Below are 15,281 nucleotides of genomic sequence, written 5' to 3'. Positions count from 1 at the left end.
CCAGTCTACGGACGAGGACCGGGGGGACTTTCGGCCCGGTCGTATCGGGACCTTCGACCGGCAGAGCGACCGGATCGTTATGCAAGCCTTGCGGGCAGGAGATTGGGGAACAAATGCCGCAGGCCAGCACCAACAAGACAGCTTCCAGCCGCGACATAGGGATAGACCTGGGAACCGCCAACACCCTCGTCTACGCACGGGGGCACGGCATCGTCCTCAATGAGCCGTCCGTGGTGGCCGTCAAGGCGGGCACCACCACCGCACTGGCCGTGGGCGCCGAGGCCAAGGAGACCATCGGCCGCACGCCGGGCTCCATCACCGCGATCCGCCCCCTCAAGGACGGCGTGATCTGCGACTACGAGGCCGCCGAGGAGATGATCCGGCACTTCGTCCGCAAGGCCGTCCCCGGCCGCCGGGTCCGCACCCGCATGGTGATCTGCGTACCGTCCGGGGTCACCCCGGTGGAACGGCGGGCCATCATCCACGCCTCCACCCGGGCCGGCGCCAGAACCGTGCACCTGATCGAGGAACCCATGGCCGCGGCGATCGGCGCCGGGCTCCCGGTGTCCGAACCGCGCGGCTCGATGGTCGTCGACATCGGCGGCGGCACCTCCGAGGTCGCGGTCATCTCGCTGGGCGGCATCGTCACCTCCCAGTCACTGCGGGTCGGCGGCGACCGGCTGGACGCCGCGATCACCGACTGGGTCCGCAAGGAGCACTCCCTGCTCATCGGCGACCGCACCGCCGAGGACGTCAAGATCGCCATCGGCTCGGCGTGGCCGGTGCCGGACCGGCCGGACCTGGAGACCGCCACCTTCACGGTGCGGGGCCGCGAGAAGGTCGGCGGCATGCCCCAGACGCTGCAGCTCGACGCACGCGACGTACGGGCCGCGCTCGACGAGCCGATCGAGGCGATCATCGCGGCGGTCCGCACCACCCTGGAGGAGTGCCCGCCCGAACTGTCCGGGGACGTCATGGAGCACGGCATCGTCCTGACCGGCGGCGGCGCGCTGCTCCCCGGCCTGGACCTGCGGATGGCCTCCTCGACGGGGATCCCCGTCTTCGTCGCGGACGACCCGCTGGACTGCGTGGCCCTGGGCTCCGGGCGCTGCGTGGAGGACATGGACGCGCTCAGCAGCCTGCTGGCGCCGGCGAGGGCCTAGCGGGAGCGGGCGCCGGCGGGCTCAGCCCTTCGGGAGGGTCGCGAGGACCTCGTACGCGTCCTGCGTGCGCGTCGCGGTCAGGGTTCCGCCCAGGCTGCGCACGCGCTCGGACATGCTCGCCGTGCCCGAGCCCGCCGAGACGGGGGCCCTGGTCGGATTGCGCTGCGCCAGCCCGTTGCGGACGGCGATCCGCAGCTGCGGCCCGTCCGCCGCGATGGACACCTCGATGGTTTCGCCGCGCGCGTGCTTGGCGGCGTTGGTCAGGCATTCCTGCACCACCCGGTAGACCGCCGCCTGGCGCAGCGGCGACAGCCCGTGCACGGCCGGGTCCAGGTCCAGCCGTACGGGGGAACCCGCGCGCCCGCTCTCCTCCGCGAGGGCCGCCAGCCCGTCCACGCCCGGGGTGGCCGCCCGCTCCCCGCGCTGCACGATGATCTCGTTGAGCACCAGGTGGGCCCGGCGGGCGGTGTCGGCGAGCTCCTCGAAGTCCTTCGCGTACGCCGTCTCGCGCGAGCGCATCGACAGCACCTCGGAGCGGACCGTCAGCAGGGTCAGCTCGCGCCCGACGAAGTCGTGGACGTCGCGGGCGACGGAGGTCCGCTCCTGCTGGACGGCCTGCAGGACGGCGGACTCCGCGCGCCGGGTGTCGAGCTCGCGCACGAGGTCGTGGCGGTAGGCGGCGATGCCCACGGCCGAGGCGAGGACCCCGATGGGCACGACGAGGCTGAGGAAGGAACTGAGGGTCTCGGCCCGGGCCAGCGGCCAGCCCGGCACGCAGCAGAACAGGCACAACGCGAAGGCGACGTAACCCAAGGTGGCGAGGACACCGGCCCGGCGCCCGCGGAAGCGGCCCACCGAGTACAGCGCGAACTGGATCAGGGTCAGCTCGTGCAGCCAGCCGATGAAGAGCAGCGCGGCGAGGTACGAGACCCAGGGCATCCGGCGCCGCACCAGCAGCGTGGAGCAGCCGACGGCCAGGACGACCGCCGCGGCGAGCCCGCTCAGGGAGTTGTCGGCGGCGGCCAGGCCCGGCAGGTCGAGCGCCATCAGGCCCAGGCAGCTGAGGGCGGCGAGCACGTCCATCGCACGCGGCGACCCGGCCCAGCCCTGCGCGAGCCGGCGGCCGAGGGCCAGGAGCCGGTGGGGCGCCGAGGGGGCGGGCGTGACGTGCATGCCCTCCATCATCCGTGCTCGGCACCCTCGGATCCCGACCACCCGGACCCGAGAATGCGTGATTTAGGGCACTTCGGACAGGCCGGAGGTCCCTTCACCCGGAGGCCTTCCTCTCTACCCGGGGCCGCCGCCGCGCTCGTAGCGTCGGGAGAATGAGCACCGAACGGGGAACGACCACCCACCAGGGCACGAGCACCCCTCGGGGCGCGACCACCCCCCGGGGCACGGCCGCCCCCCGGGGCACCGCCCTGCTCCTGCTGATCGGCGGCCTCGTCGGCACCCTGGCCTCCGGCATCCTCACCTACGACCGCATCCGCACCCTGGAGAACCCGCTCTTCACCCCGGGCTGCAACATCAACGCGGTGCTGAGCTGCGGCGACGTGATGACCACCTGGCAGGGCAACCTCCTCGGCTTCCCCAACATGCTGCTCGGAATCGCCGGCTTCGCGGCCCTCGCCGGACTGGGCACGGCCCTGGTCGCCGGGGCGCTGCTCCCCCGGTGGCTGTGGCGCGGCCTGTGGGCCGGGATCGCCGCCGGGTTCGCCTTCACGGTGTGGCTGATCAGCCAGTGCCTGTACGTGATCGGGGCGCTGTGCCCGTGGTGCATGGTCGTCTGGGCGGTGATGATCCCGCTGTTCTGGTACGTCACCCTGCACCTGGCCCCGGCCGGCTCCCGGCTGCGGGCGGTCCCCCACTGGCTGGTGCCGCTGGCCGGGTACGGCGTGGTCGCGGCGCTCGTCCTGACGAGGTTCGGCGCCCAGCTGCTGTGATGCCGGGCCCCTCGCGGGGAACAGATACGGCGAAGGCCCCCACGTCGACCGACGGCGTGGGGGCCTTCGCTTGCGTCCTGCGGGTCGGCTAGCCCTGGGGCAGCCCGGCCAGCTGGTCGGTGAGGCGGGCGATGTCCGCCTCGGCCTTGGTCAGCCGGCCCTTGATCTTGTCCACGACGTTGTCGGGGGCCTTGGCGATGAACGCCTCGTTCCCGAGCTTCGCCTCGGCCTGCTGCTTCTCCTTCTCGGCGGCGGCCAGGTCCTTGCTCAGCCGCTTGCGCTCCGCCTCCACGTCGATGGTGCCCGACAGGTCGAGCGCGACGGTGGCGCCGCCGACCGGCAGGGTCGCGGTGGCGCTGAAGGCGTCGCCCTCGGGCTGCAGGCGCAGCACCTGGCGGATGGCGGCCTCGTGGGCGGCCAGCGTCGTGCCGGACAGGTCCAGACGGCCCGGAACCTTCTGCTTGTCGTCGAGGTTCTGCTCCTTGCGGAAGCGGCGGACCTCACGGACGAGGTTCTGGACGGCCTCGATCTCGGCCTCGGCGGCCGCGTCGCGGAAGCCGCTGTCCTTCGGCCAGTCGGCGATCACGAGGGACTCGCCGCCGGTCAGCGTGGTCCACAGGGTCTCGGTGACGAAGGGGACCACCGGGTGCAGCAGGCGCAGCATGACGTCGAGGACCTCGCCGAGGACCCGGGCGGAGGCCTTGGCCGGCTCGCCGCCCGCGAAGAAGGTCGTCTTCGACAGCTCGACGTACCAGTCGAAGACCTCGTCCCACGCGAAGTGGTAGAGCGCCTCGCTGAGCTTCGAGAACTGGTAGTCCTCGTAGAAGGCGTCGGCCTGCGCGACGGTCTCGTTCAGCCGGGACAGGATCCAGCGGTCGGTCGCCGACATCTCCTCGACCGACGGCAGGTCGCCCTCGATCGTGGCGCCGTTCATCATCGCGAAGCGGGTGGCGTTCCAGATCTTGTTGGCGAACTTGCTGGAGGCCTGGACCCAGTCCTCGCCGATCGGGACGTCGACACCCGGGTTGGCGCCGCGCGCCAGGGTGAAGCGGACCGCGTCGGAGCCGTACTTGTCCATCCAGTCCAGCGGGTTGACCGCGTTGCCGAAGGACTTCGACATCTTCTTGCCGCGCTCGTCGCGGACCATGCCGTGCAGGGCGATGGTGTGGAACGGCGGGGTGCCGTCCATCGCGTACAGGCCGAACATCATCATCCGGGCGACCCAGAAGAAGAGGATGTCGTAGCCGGTGACCAGGACGGCGTTCGGGTAGAACTTCGCCAGGCTGTCGGTCTGCTGGGGCCAGCCGAGCGTGGAGAACGGCCACAGGCCGGAGGAGAACCAGGTGTCCAGGACGTCCGTGTCCTGGGTCCAGCCCTCGCCGGTCGGCGGCTGCTCGTCGGGGCCGACGCAGACGATCTCGCCGTTCGGGCCGTACCAGACGGGGATGCGGTGGCCCCACCACAGCTGGCGCGAGATGCACCAGTCGTGGAGGTTGTCGACCCAGTCGAAGTAGCGCTTCTCCATCTCCTGCGGGTGGATCTTGACCTGGCCGTCGCGGACCGCGTCACCGGCGGCCTTGGCGAGCGGGCCGACCTTGACCCACCACTGGAGCGACAGGCGCGGCTCGATGGTGGTCTTGCAGCGCGAGCAGTGGCCGACGGAGTGCGTGTACGGACGCTTCTCGGCGACGATCCGGCCCTCGGCGCGCAGCGCGGCGACGATGGCGGAACGGGCCTCGAGGCGGTCCAGGCCCTGGAAGGGGCCGTGGACGGTGATGACCGCGTGCTCGTCCATGACGGCGAGGTTGGGCAGGCCGTGGCGCTGGCCGATCTCGAAGTCGTTCGGGTCGTGCGCCGGGGTCACCTTGACGGCGCCGGTGCCGAACTCGGGGTCGACGTGCCCGTCGGCGACGACCGGGATGCGGCGGCCGGTGAGCGGCAGCTCGATCTCGGTGCCGACCAGGTGCTTGTAGCGCTCGTCGTCGGGGTGGACGGCGACGGCCGTGTCACCCAGCATCGTCTCGGCGCGGGTCGTCGCGACGACGATGGAGGCGTCGCCCTCGCCGTAGCGGATGGAGACGAGCTCGCCCTCGTCGTCCTGGTACTCGACCTCGATGTCGGAGATCGCGGTGAGGCAGCGGGGGCACCAGTTGATGATGCGCTCGGCGCGGTAGATCAGCTCGTCGTCGTAGAGCTTCTTGAAGATGGTCTGGACGGCCTCGGACAGGCCCTCGTCCATGGTGAAGCGCTCGCGCGACCAGTCGACTCCGTCGCCGAGGCGGCGCATCTGGCCGGAGATCTGGCCGCCGGACTCGCCCTTCCACTGCCAGACGCGCTCGACGAAGGCCTCGCGGCCCAGGTCGTGGCGGGACTTGCCCTCCTTGGCGAGCTCGCGCTCGACGACGTTCTGGGTGGCGATGCCCGCGTGGTCCATGCCGGGCTGCCACAGGGTCTCGTAGCCCTGCATGCGCTTGCGGCGGGTGATGGCGTCGATCAGCGTGTGCTCGAAGGCGTGCCCCAGGTGGAGGCTTCCGGTGACGTTCGGCGGCGGGATGACGATGGCGAAGGGGGGCTTGTCGCTCTTCTCGTCCGCCTCGAAGTACCCACGCTCTACCCAGCGCTCGTAGAGCTTCCCCTCTACATCGGCCGGCGCGTACGAAGTCGGCAGTTCGGAGTAGGGGCTGCTGGGTGTCTGCGTGTTCTCGGTCACGGGGCACAGTTTAGAGCGGTAACAGTCCAGTCATGAAACCGGCTTTCCCAGGACCCGGCGCCCTGAGCGCCTCCGGCTTCCGCCAGGATGTCTGGGACGCATAAACAACCTCATGGGGGGACGCGGGATGAGCTACAACCAGCCGGGACCGTACGGAGGCCAGCAGCCGCAGCAGCCGGGGCCGTACGGGCAGCAGCCGCAGCAGCCGGGCCCCTACGGGCAGCAGCCCGGGTACGGGTACCCGCAGCAGGCCCCCCAGGGAGTCCCTCAGCAGGGCTACCCGCAGCAGCAGCCCGGCTACCCGCCCCAGCCGCAGGCCCCGTACGGCGGCTACCAGCAGCAGCAGCCCCAGTACGGCGGCGGCTACCAGCCGGAGCCCCCGAAGAAGTCCAAGGCCGGCGTGATCATCGCCATCGTCCTGGCGGTGGCCGTGATCGGCGGCGCCGGCTGGTACTTCACGCAGGGCGGCGGCGCCTCGGCCTCGATCTCCGCGGACACCAAGGGCTACAAGCTGGCCTACCCGCAGGCCGTCGACGGGTACGCACAGTCGCCGTCGGCGAAGCCCGCGCCGGACGCCCCCCTGGAAGGGGAGCAGAAGGCGAAGGCCGAGGCTCTCGGCGTGAAGAACCCGCACAACGCGGCTGCCTCGTACTCGAACAGCCCGGGCGGGAAGGGCAAGACGCTGAGCGTCAACGGGCTGTGGGGCGAGATCGCCGACCCGGAGAAGACCATCGACGGCTACTACGCCAACATCGGCGTGAACAACAAGGAGGCGGAGAAGCTCGGCTTCAAGTACGAACTGGTCGGCACCCCGAAGGCATTCACGCCGAGCGGATTCAAGGGCGCCGTGATGAAGTGCGCCGAGATCAAGATGACCGCCACCAAGGACGTCAAGCCTGGAATGGTGCGCGAGGTGAAGATCCCCAGCTGCACCTGGGCCGACTACTCCACCATGTCCGGCACCAGCCTCATCGACCAGGTCGCGGGCCTGACCGGGGGCAGCAGCGGTTCGCTCGAGGACGTCTCCAAGCTGGCCGCCAAGCTGTACGGCACGTCGCGCACCAAGATCTGACGGATCGTCGCTTCCCTCCGGGTGCGGCCGGCGCGCCTACGCCGGCCGCGAGGCCTGGTAGCAGGCTTCCATGACGTGATTCGGCCTCACGCCCGCTTGCGCCAGGAAGCCCTGGCAGGCGGTTCGGCCGATGGCGCTGCTCAAGCCGCGGGTCGCACCCTGCTCGCACCCGGACCTCACCTGGGGTCCCACGATGTAGCCCAGGTTCCGCATGTAGTTGGCGCAATCTCCGTACGTGGCGTGCGCGGGTGGTGCCACGAGGACGGGCAGTGCGCCCGCCAGCACCGTTGCCGCCAGAATCCCGATCGTCCGCCGCACCTTGATCATCAACCGCTCCCCGCTCAAACGAGTAACTGCAGGGCAGCAGTTGATCACTCACCGTGCCCGGAATCCAAATCAAAAGGGACTCCACGGCCGAACGTGGCCGAACGTGCCTCATGTGGCTGATCCTGGACGTGCAGAAAGGGGCGCCCCCTGTCGGGGACGCCCCTTTCCGCATGTCTGCTCCGGCGGCTACGCCGACTTCTCGTGCGGACCCTGGTCCTTCGGGACGATCCGCGGGACCAGCGTCGGGTTGACGTTGGAGCGGACCACGTCCGAGGTGATGACCACGCGGGCCACGTCCTTGCGGGACGGGACCTCGTACATCACCGACATCAGGACCTCTTCCATGATGGCGCGCAGGCCGCGCGCGCCGGTCTGGCGGAGGATCGCCTGGTCGGCGATGGCCTCGAGGGCCTCGCGCTCGAAGTCCAGCTCGACGCCGTCGAGTTCGAACAGCCGCTGGTACTGCTTCACCAGGGCGTTGCGCGGCTCGATGAGGATCTGGAGCAGGGCCTCGCGGTCCAGGTTGTGCACCGAGGTGATGACGGGCAGACGGCCGATGAACTCGGGGATCATCCCGAACTTCACCAGGTCCTCCGGCATGACCTCCTGGAACTGGTTGCTCGCCTCGATCTCGCGCTTCGAGCGGATCGTCGCCCCGAAGCCGATGCCCTTGGCGCCGGCGCGGGATTCGATGATCCGCTCCAGGCCGGAGAAGGCGCCGCCCACGATGAACAGCACGTTCGTCGTGTCGATCTGGATGAATTCCTGGTGCGGGTGCTTGCGGCCGCCCTGCGGCGGTACGGAAGCGGTGGTGCCTTCCAGGATCTTCAGGAGGGCCTGCTGCACGCCCTCGCCGCTCACGTCGCGCGTGATCGACGGGTTCTCGCTCTTGCGGGCGACCTTGTCGATCTCGTCGATGTAGATGATCCCGGTTTCGGCCTTCTTGACGTCGTAGTCGGCCGCCTGGATCAGCTTGAGCAGGATGTTCTCGACGTCCTCGCCGACGTACCCGGCCTCCGTGAGCGCCGTCGCGTCCGCGATGGCGAACGGAACGTTGAGCATCCGGGCGAGCGTCTGGGCCAGCAGCGTCTTGCCCGAGCCCGTGGGGCCGAGCAGGAGGATGTTGGACTTCGCGAGCTCGATCGCGTCGTCACGGCCCGTCCCGCCGCCGTTCTCGCCGGCCTGGACGCGCTTGTAGTGGTTGTACACCGCGACGGAGAGCGCCTTCTTCGCCGGCTCCTGGCCGACGACGTAGCTCTCCAGGAATTCGTAGATCTCACGGGGCTTGGGAAGTTCTTCCCAGCGAACCTCGGAGGTCTCCGCGAGTTCCTCTTCGATGATCTCGTTGCAGAGGTCGATGCACTCGTCGCAGATGTACACACCGGGTCCCGCGATGAGCTTCTTCACCTGCTTCTGGCTCTTTCCGCAGAACGAGCACTTGAGCAGGTCGCCGCCGTCACCGATGCGTGCCACGAGGTGCTTCCCCTTCGCCTGGGAGACGCCTGGTTCAGCGCTCCTGGTGCCTCATATCCGACGGTACCTTGCCGGGGGCCCCGTGCGGGGCCCCCTTGACGTGGTTCACATCGCCCAATCCGGCAATGTGACCGCGCCAACTGGCGGCAAGGATCAGTTCGAAGTCTTACGGGTCGCCACGACCTGGTCGATCAGGCCGTACGCCAGCGCGTCCTGGGCCGTGAGGATCTTGTCGCGCTCGATGTCGTCGCGGATCTTCTCGATCGGGGTCGAGGAGTGCGTGGCCAGCATGGTCTCCAGCTGGTCGCGCATGCGCAGGATCTCGTTGGCCGCGATCTCCAGGTCGGAGAGCTGCTCGCGTCCGGTGCCGCCCGAGGGCTGGTGGATCAGCACGCGGGCGTTCGGCAGCGCCATGCGCTTGCCGGGCGCGCCGGCGGCGAGCAGGACCGCGGCGGCGGAGGCCGCCTGGCCCATGCAGACCGTCGAGATGTCCGGCTTCACGAACTGCATCGTGTCGTAGATCGCCGTCAGCGCGGTGAAGGAGCCGCCGGGGCTGTTGATGTACAGGTAGATGTCGCGGTCCGGGTCCATCGACTCCAGGCACAGGAGCTGCGCCATGACGTCGTTGGCGGAGGCGTCGTCGATCTGCACGCCGAGGAAGATGATGCGCTCCTCGAAGAGCTTCGCGTACGGGTCGTACTCGCGGACGCCCTGCGAGGTGCGCTCCACGAAGCGCGGCACGACGTAGCGGTTGTCCACCGGCGCGCCGGTGTAGAGGCCGCTCGCGGGAGAAAGGTTGTTCATGTGCATCTGAGTGTTCACCGTCCTGGTGGCGTTCTGCGGGCTGAGGCTTGCCTGGTGCGGGCGGGCGTACGGGTCCCCGTACGGGATCCCGTACGCCGGGGCCGGGATCAGGCCCCGGTGCCGCCGCCGCCCGGGACCAGCGACGCGGCGGAGATGATCTCGTCGATGAGACCGTAGGCCTTGGCCTCTTCCGCCGTGTACCAGCGGTCGCGGTCGCCGTCGCGGATGATCGTCTCCACGGTCTGGCCGGAGTGGTGCGCGGTGATCTCAGCCATGCGCTGCTTCGTGCGCAGCAGGTACTGGGCCTGGATCTTGATGTCCGAGGCGGTGCCGCCGATGCCGGCGGAGCCCTGGTGCATCAGGATGTCGGTGTTCGGGAGCGCGAAGCGCTTGCCCGGGGTGCCGCCGGTGAGCAGGAACTGGCCCATGGAGGCCGCCATGCCCATACCGATGGTGACCACGTCGTTCGGGATGTACTGCATGGTGTCGTAGACCGCCATGCCCGCCGTCACCGAACCACCGGGGCTGTTGATGTACAGGTAGATGTCCTTCTCCGGCTCGGCGGCCAGGAGCAGGAGCTGCGCAGTGATCTTGTTGGCGATGTCGTCGTCGACCTGCTGGCCGAGGAAGATGATGCGCTCGCCGAGCAGCCGGTTGTAGACATGGTCGCCGAGGCCGCCACCGATGGACGGCTCACCCGCGGCGTAAGGCTTCAGATTCGTCACGTATCCACCTGCTCGTCTCCGACGGCCATGTGCCGTCTCAGCGTCTCGTTCTGGGGCGCGGACCTGCCGTGCGGACGATGTCCGCCGGCGTCGGGTACTCCCGTGCCCTCGTATTCATGGACCCTAACGCGCAGCTACGACAACGCCATCCCGCTTCCCGAACTGTTCGCTCGGAGCGCAAGGTCAGAGGCCCCTCACGGAGGGTCTCGCGGAGGGTCTCCGGGAGGGCGCCCACGGGAAGGCCGAAGGGCCCGGACGCGATGGCGTACGGGCCCTCCGGGCCGTGCTCTGGTACTGCTCAGCGGGGGTACCCCGCTGGTGTCCGGCAGGTGTTACTTGGCCTCGTCGGCGGCGATGTCGCCGTCGGCCTCGACCACGTTCTCGACGGTCTCGGCGGCCTGCTCGAGCTCGTCCTCGTCGTCGGAGAGGTCGACGACCTCACCGTTGGTGTCGGTGACCTTGGCGGCCTCGACGACGGCCGCGAGGGCCTTGCCGCGGGCGACCTCGCCGACGAGCATCGGAACCTGGCCACCCTCGACGACGGCCTGGGCGAACTGGTCGGGGGACATGCCGGAGGAGGCGGCGCGACGCATGAGGTGCTCGGTGAGCTCCTCCTGGTTCACGTTCAGCTTCTCCTTGTTGACCAGCTCGTCGAGGACGAACTGGGTCTTGATGCCCTTGATCGCCTGCTCGGCGGTCTCGGCGTCGAACTCCTCGACCGTCTTGCCCTGGATCTCCAGGTACTTCTCGATGGTGAGGCCCATCTGGCCGAGCTGGTGGTGCTCGAGGTTGTGCTTGCGGGTCTGGACCTCGTCCGCGAGGAGCTTCTCGGGGATCGGGACCTCGACGAGCTCCAGCAGCTTCTCCAGGACGCGCTCCTGGGCCTGCGTGGCCTGGTCGTACTGCTTCATGTTCTCGAGGCGCTTGCGGCTGTCGGCCTTGAGCTCGTCGAGGGTGTCGAACTCGCTCGCCATGCCGGCGAACTCGTCGTCCAGCTCCGGCAGCTCACGGGCGGAAACCTTGGTGACCTTGACGGTGACCTCGGCGTCCTTGCCCTCGGCGGAGCCGCCCTTCAGCTGGGAGGTGAAGGTGGCCTCGCCACCGGCCTCCAGGCCCTTGACGGCCTCGTCGATGCCTTCGAGAAGCTCACCCGAGCCGATGGTGTAGGAGACGTCCTGGGCGACACCGTCCTCCAGCACCTCTCCGTCGACCTTGGCCTCGAGGTCGATGGTGACGACGTCGCCGTCCTCAGCCGCGCGCTCGACGTCCTTGGTGGACGCGAAGCGGCCGCGCAGCTGCTCGACGGACTTCTCGACGTCCTCGTCCGAGACCTCGACGGCGTCCACGGTGACCTCGATGCCGGAGTAGTCCGGGATCTCGATCGCGGGACGGATGTCGACCTCGGCGGTGAAGGACAGCAGCTCGCCGTCCTTCAGCTCCGTGATGTCGACATCGGGCTGGCCCAGCGGGTTCAGGTCGGCCTCGTTGACGGCCTCGGTGTAGAACTTCGGGAGGGCGTCGTTGACGGCCTCCTCCAGCACCGCACCGCGGCCGAAGCGCTGGTCGATGACGCGGGCCGGGATCTTGCCCTTGCGGAAGCCCTTCACCGTGACCTGCTGGTTGATCTTCTTGTAGGCCGCGTCGAGGCTGTCCTTGAGCTCCTCGAAGGGCACCTCAACAGTGAGCCGAACCCGAGTCGGGTTCAGGGTCTCCACGGCGCTCTTCACGGTTCGGTCTCCTTGTGGCTGACTGCTGGGGGTCTCTGCTCATCGCCGCGGTCTAGCGGTTCTCAGCGGATCGGGCCCGGTACATCAGACACACGGGCACGCAGCTTGCATAGTAGCCGCAAGCGGCAATCAGCCCACAACGCGATCATCGACGCGATCCCCAAGGGGGATCGCGCGGTCCTCCTGCTGGTCGGGGTGGCCGGATTCGAACCGACGACCTTCCGCTCCCAAAGCGGACGCGCTACCAAGCTGCGCCACACCCCGTCGGTGCGACACGTAGGGTACATGCCCGAAGACCCTCCGCCGTGCGGAGTTTCGAGGACGGAGCCGCCGGGCGCCGCCGCGGCCACACGCGGGCGCGAAATGCGGTGTGCGATCCCCCGCCGGAACCCGCTAGGATGCTGTCCGTGCCGCGGTCCCCGGACCTGCGTCGCACGTGCTGCGGGTGTAGCTCAATGGTAGAGCACTAGTCTTCCAAACTAGCTACGCGGGTTCGATTCCCGTCACCCGCTCAGAGACACAAAGGGCCAGGTCAGAGGATGTTTCCTCGACCTGGCCCTTCGTCGTTCCCGGGGCTGCGATCAGCTCCCCGTGCCCTCTGCGCGCCCCTTGACGAGCCCGCTCGGCGCGGCCAGTGCAGCGACCCGGCGGAGCGTGGCAAACCTTGGATCTCCGGGCCACTCGCGCCTTAGGGTCCCGTTGGGAGGTCGAATGGCAGGCAAGAGCGACTGGCGGAACCACCCGCGTTGGCACCTGGTGATCTTGATGCCGCTGCTGATCTTCGTGATCGCAGAGGAAGACCCGATCTCTCGCGCCTTGCTGGCGACCGCAATCCTCGTGGGGGCGGCTCGCTACGGGCGCGAGTCGGTGAAGTGGAAGGCGAACAGCGGCCAGGCACAGCCGGCACCTCCGTCACAGCCACAGCGGTCCGAGGGCTATCGGTAGCCGAGCAGGCCTCGCGCCGGGCTTCGGAGCCGTGTCTTCTGCGCGCCTGAAGGCGGAGTGATGCGCGGGCAGTCGCGGGGAACGCCGGTGTGGGGGCTGGGAAGTTGCCGGTCTGCGGCGCGGCTGGTCGGGGCCGCCGAGGGGCCGGCCCGTGCGCGGGCCTCGCCCTCGGCGTGAAGTCGGACCCGGATCAGAGCTTGATGCCCGCGATGGTGTCCGCGAGGGAGTTCAGGAAGCGGTTGACGTCCGGGGCGATGGAGCTCGACGCGAGGAAGAAGCCGAAGAGGACCGCGACGATGGCGGGGCCGGCCTTGAGGTGGCCTCCGCGGACGAGCACCACGAGGATGATCGCCAACAGAACCACTACTGAGAGCGAAATGGCCACTTCTGATCACACCTTCGGTCGTCCCCTGGTCGGCCCGGGGTACGGCCGCGCGCACCCCCACATGGTCCATCCTCCCACCAACGCGCCCCGGCTATCCGCCTCGTGACGAAGAGACGGTGGTGGTTTTGCGTCAGGGGGCGGTGAGGCCCAGGAGGGAGCGGACATAGGCGTACTTCCCGGACAGTCTGTCGCGAGTGGGGGCGTCGAGGACCGCGAGGCGGGCGGGGTCCGCGTTGTGGGCCAGGTCGGCTTCCTTGATCAGGAGGGCGCCGGGGGTGGCGAGGATGCGGGCCGTGTACGCCTCGACCGGTTCGCCGGGGCGTTTGGTGACGGCCAGGACCATGTCCTTGACGGACTGCGGGAGTCCGGCCGATTCCAGCCAGGCCGGGGAGAGGGCTTCGTCCTCGATCGCGTCGTGGAGCCAGGCCGCCGCCTGCTGGTCGGCGGTGCCGCCGCGGGCGCGGACGCCCTCGGCGACGGCCGCGAGGTGTTCGGCGTACGGGCGGCCGGCCTTGTCGGTCTGGCCCTCGTGCGCGGCGCGGGCGAGGGCCTCCACCTCGATGAGGGTGAGCGGGCCGTTGGTCATCCGAGCTCCTTCGCCGCCGTGTGGAGGGCCTGCGCGGCCCGGCGTACATCTGCCTGCGTGGTGCGCCAGTTGGAGAACGCGGCACGCAGGGCGGGGGTTCCACCGTACGTCGTGGGGGTGACGAACACCTCGGGGCCGGCCGCTTCGCGCAGGGCTGTCAGGCGGGCCGGGGTGGGGGAATGCGTGAGGGTGAAGCAGACGACGTTCAGGCGGACGGGGGCCAGGACGGTGAAGTACGGGTCTGCGGTGAGGGATTCGCCGAGGGAGCGGGCGCAGGCGATGTCCCGTTCCACGATCTCGCGGTGGCCCTCGCGGCCGTAGGCGTGGAGGGTGAACCAGGCGGCGAGGGCGCGCAGCCGGTGGGAGTTCTCCGGGGTGAGGTGCACCAGGTCGGGGTCGTCGCCCAGGGGGCCGAGGTACGCGGCGGCGTTCTGGAAGACGCGGGCCTGGAGGTCGCGGCGGCGGGTGAACTGGACGGCGCTGTCATAGGGGACGTTGAGCCACTTGTGCAGGTCGACGCAGACGGAGTCGGAGGCGTCGAGGCCGTCGGTGAGGTGGGCGTGCTCCGGCGAGAGCGCGGCGAACGCGCCGAAGGCGGCGTCCGTGTGCAGCCAGAAGTCGTGGCGTTCGCGAAGGGCGGCGATGGCCCGGAGGTCGTCGAAGTCCACGGTGTTGACGGTGCCGGCGTTGGCGACGACCACGGCGGGCCGGCCGGGCGCGTCGGCGAGGGCGCGGTCCAGGGCGGCCGGGTCGACGGCCTCGCGGCCGGGCAGGGTCGGTACGGGGACCAGGGCGGCGCGGCCGAGTCCGAGCACGGAGAGGGCCTTGGCGATGGAGGAGTGCGGGGCGCCGGAGAGGACGCGGACCGGGCCGAGCGCGGCCGCGCCGTCCTCGGCCGGGGAGACGCCGAGGCGTTCGCCGAGCCATTCGCGGGCGATGGCCAGGCCGGTGGTGTTGGACATCGTCGCGCCGCTGACGAAGGTGCCGGTGTGGGCGGCGGAGAGGTGGAAGAGGTCGCGGAGCCAGGTGACGGTTTCGCGTTCGAGGTCCTGGCCGCCGCCGTCCAGGGCGGAGTTGGAGTTCTGGTCGTGGGCCGCCGTGAGCCAGTCGCCCGCGAGGGCGGCGGGGGTGGCGCCGCCGGTGACGAAGCCGAGGTAGCGGGGGCCGGCGGAGGCCGACAGGCGCGGTGCCCAGCGCTCCGCGAAGGCCGCGAGGGCGGCCTCCGTGCCGGAGCCGTGCTCGGGGAGCGGCGGGGTCGGCGGTGGCACTGCCGCTCCGGGTACGACGGGACGCGCGTCCAGTGCTGCGAGGGCTGCTGCGGCGGCGTCGCGGGTGGCGTCGAGGAGCTCGGGGAGGCGGGCCAGGTCGGCGGCGAGGGTGCGGTCCATGGGGGCACGGTAAGGGGGTCCGGGGTCCTGCGG

The 15,281-nt window shown here is 69.9% G+C and carries 14 protein-coding genes and 2 tRNA genes; 5 read left to right on the top strand and 11 right to left on the bottom strand.

Going from position 1 to position 15,281, the window contains the following annotated elements:
* Nucleotides 1–113: 113 nt before the first annotated feature.
* The gene (locus OG898_RS18415) at nucleotides 114–1,163 is read left to right on the top strand and encodes a rod shape-determining protein (protein WP_250739472.1); all 1,050 of its coding nucleotides are present in this window, start codon (nucleotides 114–116) and stop codon (nucleotides 1,161–1,163) included.
* 21 nt (nucleotides 1,164–1,184) lie between these two features.
* On the opposite strand, the gene OG898_RS18410 is transcribed toward OG898_RS18415, so the two are convergent.
* The gene (locus OG898_RS18410) at nucleotides 1,185–2,336 is read right to left on the bottom strand and encodes a sensor histidine kinase (RefSeq protein ID WP_266958068.1); all 1,152 of its coding nucleotides are present in this window, start codon (nucleotides 2,334–2,336) and stop codon (nucleotides 1,185–1,187) included.
* 152 nt (nucleotides 2,337–2,488) lie between these two features.
* On the opposite strand from OG898_RS18410, the gene OG898_RS18405 reads away from it, so the two are divergent.
* The gene (locus OG898_RS18405; RefSeq protein WP_266958066.1) at nucleotides 2,489–3,106 is read left to right on the top strand and encodes a vitamin K epoxide reductase family protein; all 618 of its coding nucleotides are present in this window, start codon (nucleotides 2,489–2,491) and stop codon (nucleotides 3,104–3,106) included.
* A gap of 88 nt (nucleotides 3,107–3,194) precedes the next feature.
* On the opposite strand, the gene OG898_RS18400 is transcribed toward OG898_RS18405, so the two are convergent.
* Nucleotides 3,195–5,816 carry a valine--tRNA ligase gene (locus tag OG898_RS18400; RefSeq protein WP_250739475.1) on the bottom strand — a complete coding sequence of 874 codons (2,622 nt, stop codon included), beginning with the start codon at nucleotides 5,814–5,816 and terminating at the stop codon, nucleotides 3,195–3,197.
* Between the two features lie 127 nt (nucleotides 5,817–5,943).
* Here OG898_RS18400 and OG898_RS18395 point away from each other — a divergent pair, with 127 nt between their 5' ends.
* Nucleotides 5,944–6,888 carry a hypothetical protein gene (locus tag OG898_RS18395; protein WP_266958063.1) on the top strand — a complete coding sequence of 315 codons (945 nt, stop codon included), beginning with the start codon at nucleotides 5,944–5,946 and terminating at the stop codon, nucleotides 6,886–6,888.
* Nucleotides 6,889–6,924: 36 nt separating this feature from the next.
* Here the strand turns inward: OG898_RS18395 and OG898_RS18390 are convergent, their stop codons facing one another.
* The 6 genes from OG898_RS18390 to OG898_RS18365 form a co-directional block, all read right to left on the bottom strand.
* Entirely contained in the window at nucleotides 6,925–7,215 is a 291-nt protein-coding gene (locus OG898_RS18390; RefSeq protein WP_250739477.1) for a hypothetical protein, read from the bottom strand.
* Between the two features lie 186 nt (nucleotides 7,216–7,401).
* Nucleotides 7,402–8,688 (bottom strand): ATP-dependent Clp protease ATP-binding subunit ClpX, encoded by a 1,287-nt coding sequence (gene clpX / locus OG898_RS18385; protein ID WP_250739478.1) that lies wholly within the window; start codon nucleotides 8,686–8,688, stop codon nucleotides 7,402–7,404.
* A gap of 153 nt (nucleotides 8,689–8,841) precedes the next feature.
* Nucleotides 8,842–9,492, bottom strand: a complete 651-nt coding sequence (locus OG898_RS18380) for an ATP-dependent Clp protease proteolytic subunit (RefSeq protein ID WP_250739479.1) — start codon at nucleotides 9,490–9,492, stop codon at nucleotides 8,842–8,844.
* 107 nt (nucleotides 9,493–9,599) lie between these two features.
* Complete coding sequence (locus OG898_RS18375) at nucleotides 9,600–10,217, bottom strand: ATP-dependent Clp protease proteolytic subunit (protein WP_250739480.1); 618 nt, start codon at nucleotides 10,215–10,217, stop codon at nucleotides 9,600–9,602.
* Between the two features lie 332 nt (nucleotides 10,218–10,549).
* On the bottom strand, nucleotides 10,550–11,944 hold the full coding sequence (gene tig / locus OG898_RS18370) for a trigger factor (protein ID WP_250739481.1): 1,395 nt from the start codon (nucleotides 11,942–11,944) through the stop codon (nucleotides 10,550–10,552).
* A 187-nt stretch (nucleotides 11,945–12,131) separates the two neighbouring features.
* Nucleotides 12,132–12,208: transfer RNA gene (locus OG898_RS18365), tRNA-Pro, on the bottom strand.
* Nucleotides 12,209–12,385: 177 nt separating this feature from the next.
* Between OG898_RS18365 and OG898_RS18360 the strand changes: the two genes are divergently transcribed.
* Both OG898_RS18360 and OG898_RS18355 read left to right on the top strand, forming a co-directional pair.
* Nucleotides 12,386–12,456 (top strand) — tRNA-Gly (locus OG898_RS18360).
* 199 nt (nucleotides 12,457–12,655) lie between these two features.
* The gene (locus OG898_RS18355; protein ID WP_250739482.1) at nucleotides 12,656–12,889 is read left to right on the top strand and encodes a hypothetical protein; all 234 of its coding nucleotides are present in this window, start codon (nucleotides 12,656–12,658) and stop codon (nucleotides 12,887–12,889) included.
* Nucleotides 12,890–13,079: 190 nt separating this feature from the next.
* Here OG898_RS18355 and OG898_RS18350 read toward each other — a convergent pair whose 3' ends face one another.
* The 3 genes from OG898_RS18350 to OG898_RS18340 form a co-directional block, all read right to left on the bottom strand.
* Nucleotides 13,080–13,274: a hypothetical protein gene (locus OG898_RS18350; protein WP_250739483.1), complete on the bottom strand. Its 195-nt coding sequence runs from the start codon at nucleotides 13,272–13,274 to the stop codon at nucleotides 13,080–13,082.
* A gap of 130 nt (nucleotides 13,275–13,404) precedes the next feature.
* On the bottom strand, nucleotides 13,405–13,860 hold the full coding sequence (locus OG898_RS18345; RefSeq protein WP_250739484.1) for an HD domain-containing protein: 456 nt from the start codon (nucleotides 13,858–13,860) through the stop codon (nucleotides 13,405–13,407).
* Nucleotides 13,857–15,248, bottom strand: a complete 1,392-nt coding sequence (locus OG898_RS18340; protein WP_266958059.1) for a pyridoxal-dependent decarboxylase — start codon at nucleotides 15,246–15,248, stop codon at nucleotides 13,857–13,859. Before OG898_RS18340 ends, OG898_RS18345 begins: the two co-directional genes overlap by 4 nt.
* Nucleotides 15,249–15,281: the final 33 nt, after the last annotated feature.

The organism is Streptomyces sp. NBC_00193 (assembly GCF_026342735.1).
Taxonomy (GTDB): Bacteria; Actinomycetota; Actinomycetes; order Streptomycetales; family Streptomycetaceae; genus Streptomyces; species Streptomyces stoeckheimensis.
The sequence above is the reverse complement of the archived record's forward strand: the minus strand, read 5'-3'. Positions and strand labels throughout refer to the sequence as shown.

What these genes read in the sequence shown, in the direction of transcription:
- OG898_RS18415 (WP_250739472.1), top strand. Translation starts at nt 114, where the DNA reads ATGCCGCAGGCCAGCACCAACAAGACAGCTTCCAGCCGCGACATAGGG.
- OG898_RS18410 (WP_266958068.1), bottom strand. Translation starts at nt 2,336, where the DNA reads ATGCACGTCACGCCCGCCCCCTCGGCGCCCCACCGGCTCCTGGCCCTC.
- OG898_RS18405 (WP_266958066.1), top strand. Translation starts at nt 2,489, where the DNA reads ATGAGCACCGAACGGGGAACGACCACCCACCAGGGCACGAGCACCCCT.
- OG898_RS18395 (WP_266958063.1), top strand. Translation starts at nt 5,944, where the DNA reads ATGAGCTACAACCAGCCGGGACCGTACGGAGGCCAGCAGCCGCAGCAG.
- OG898_RS18390 (WP_250739477.1), bottom strand. Translation starts at nt 7,215, where the DNA reads ATGATCAAGGTGCGGCGGACGATCGGGATTCTGGCGGCAACGGTGCTG.
- OG898_RS18380 (WP_250739479.1), bottom strand. Translation starts at nt 9,492, where the DNA reads ATGAACAACCTTTCTCCCGCGAGCGGCCTCTACACCGGCGCGCCGGTG.
- OG898_RS18355 (WP_250739482.1), top strand. Translation starts at nt 12,656, where the DNA reads ATGGCAGGCAAGAGCGACTGGCGGAACCACCCGCGTTGGCACCTGGTG.
- OG898_RS18345 (WP_250739484.1), bottom strand. Translation starts at nt 13,860, where the DNA reads ATGACCAACGGCCCGCTCACCCTCATCGAGGTGGAGGCCCTCGCCCGC.
- OG898_RS18340 (WP_266958059.1), bottom strand. Translation starts at nt 15,248, where the DNA reads ATGGACCGCACCCTCGCCGCCGACCTGGCCCGCCTCCCCGAGCTCCTC.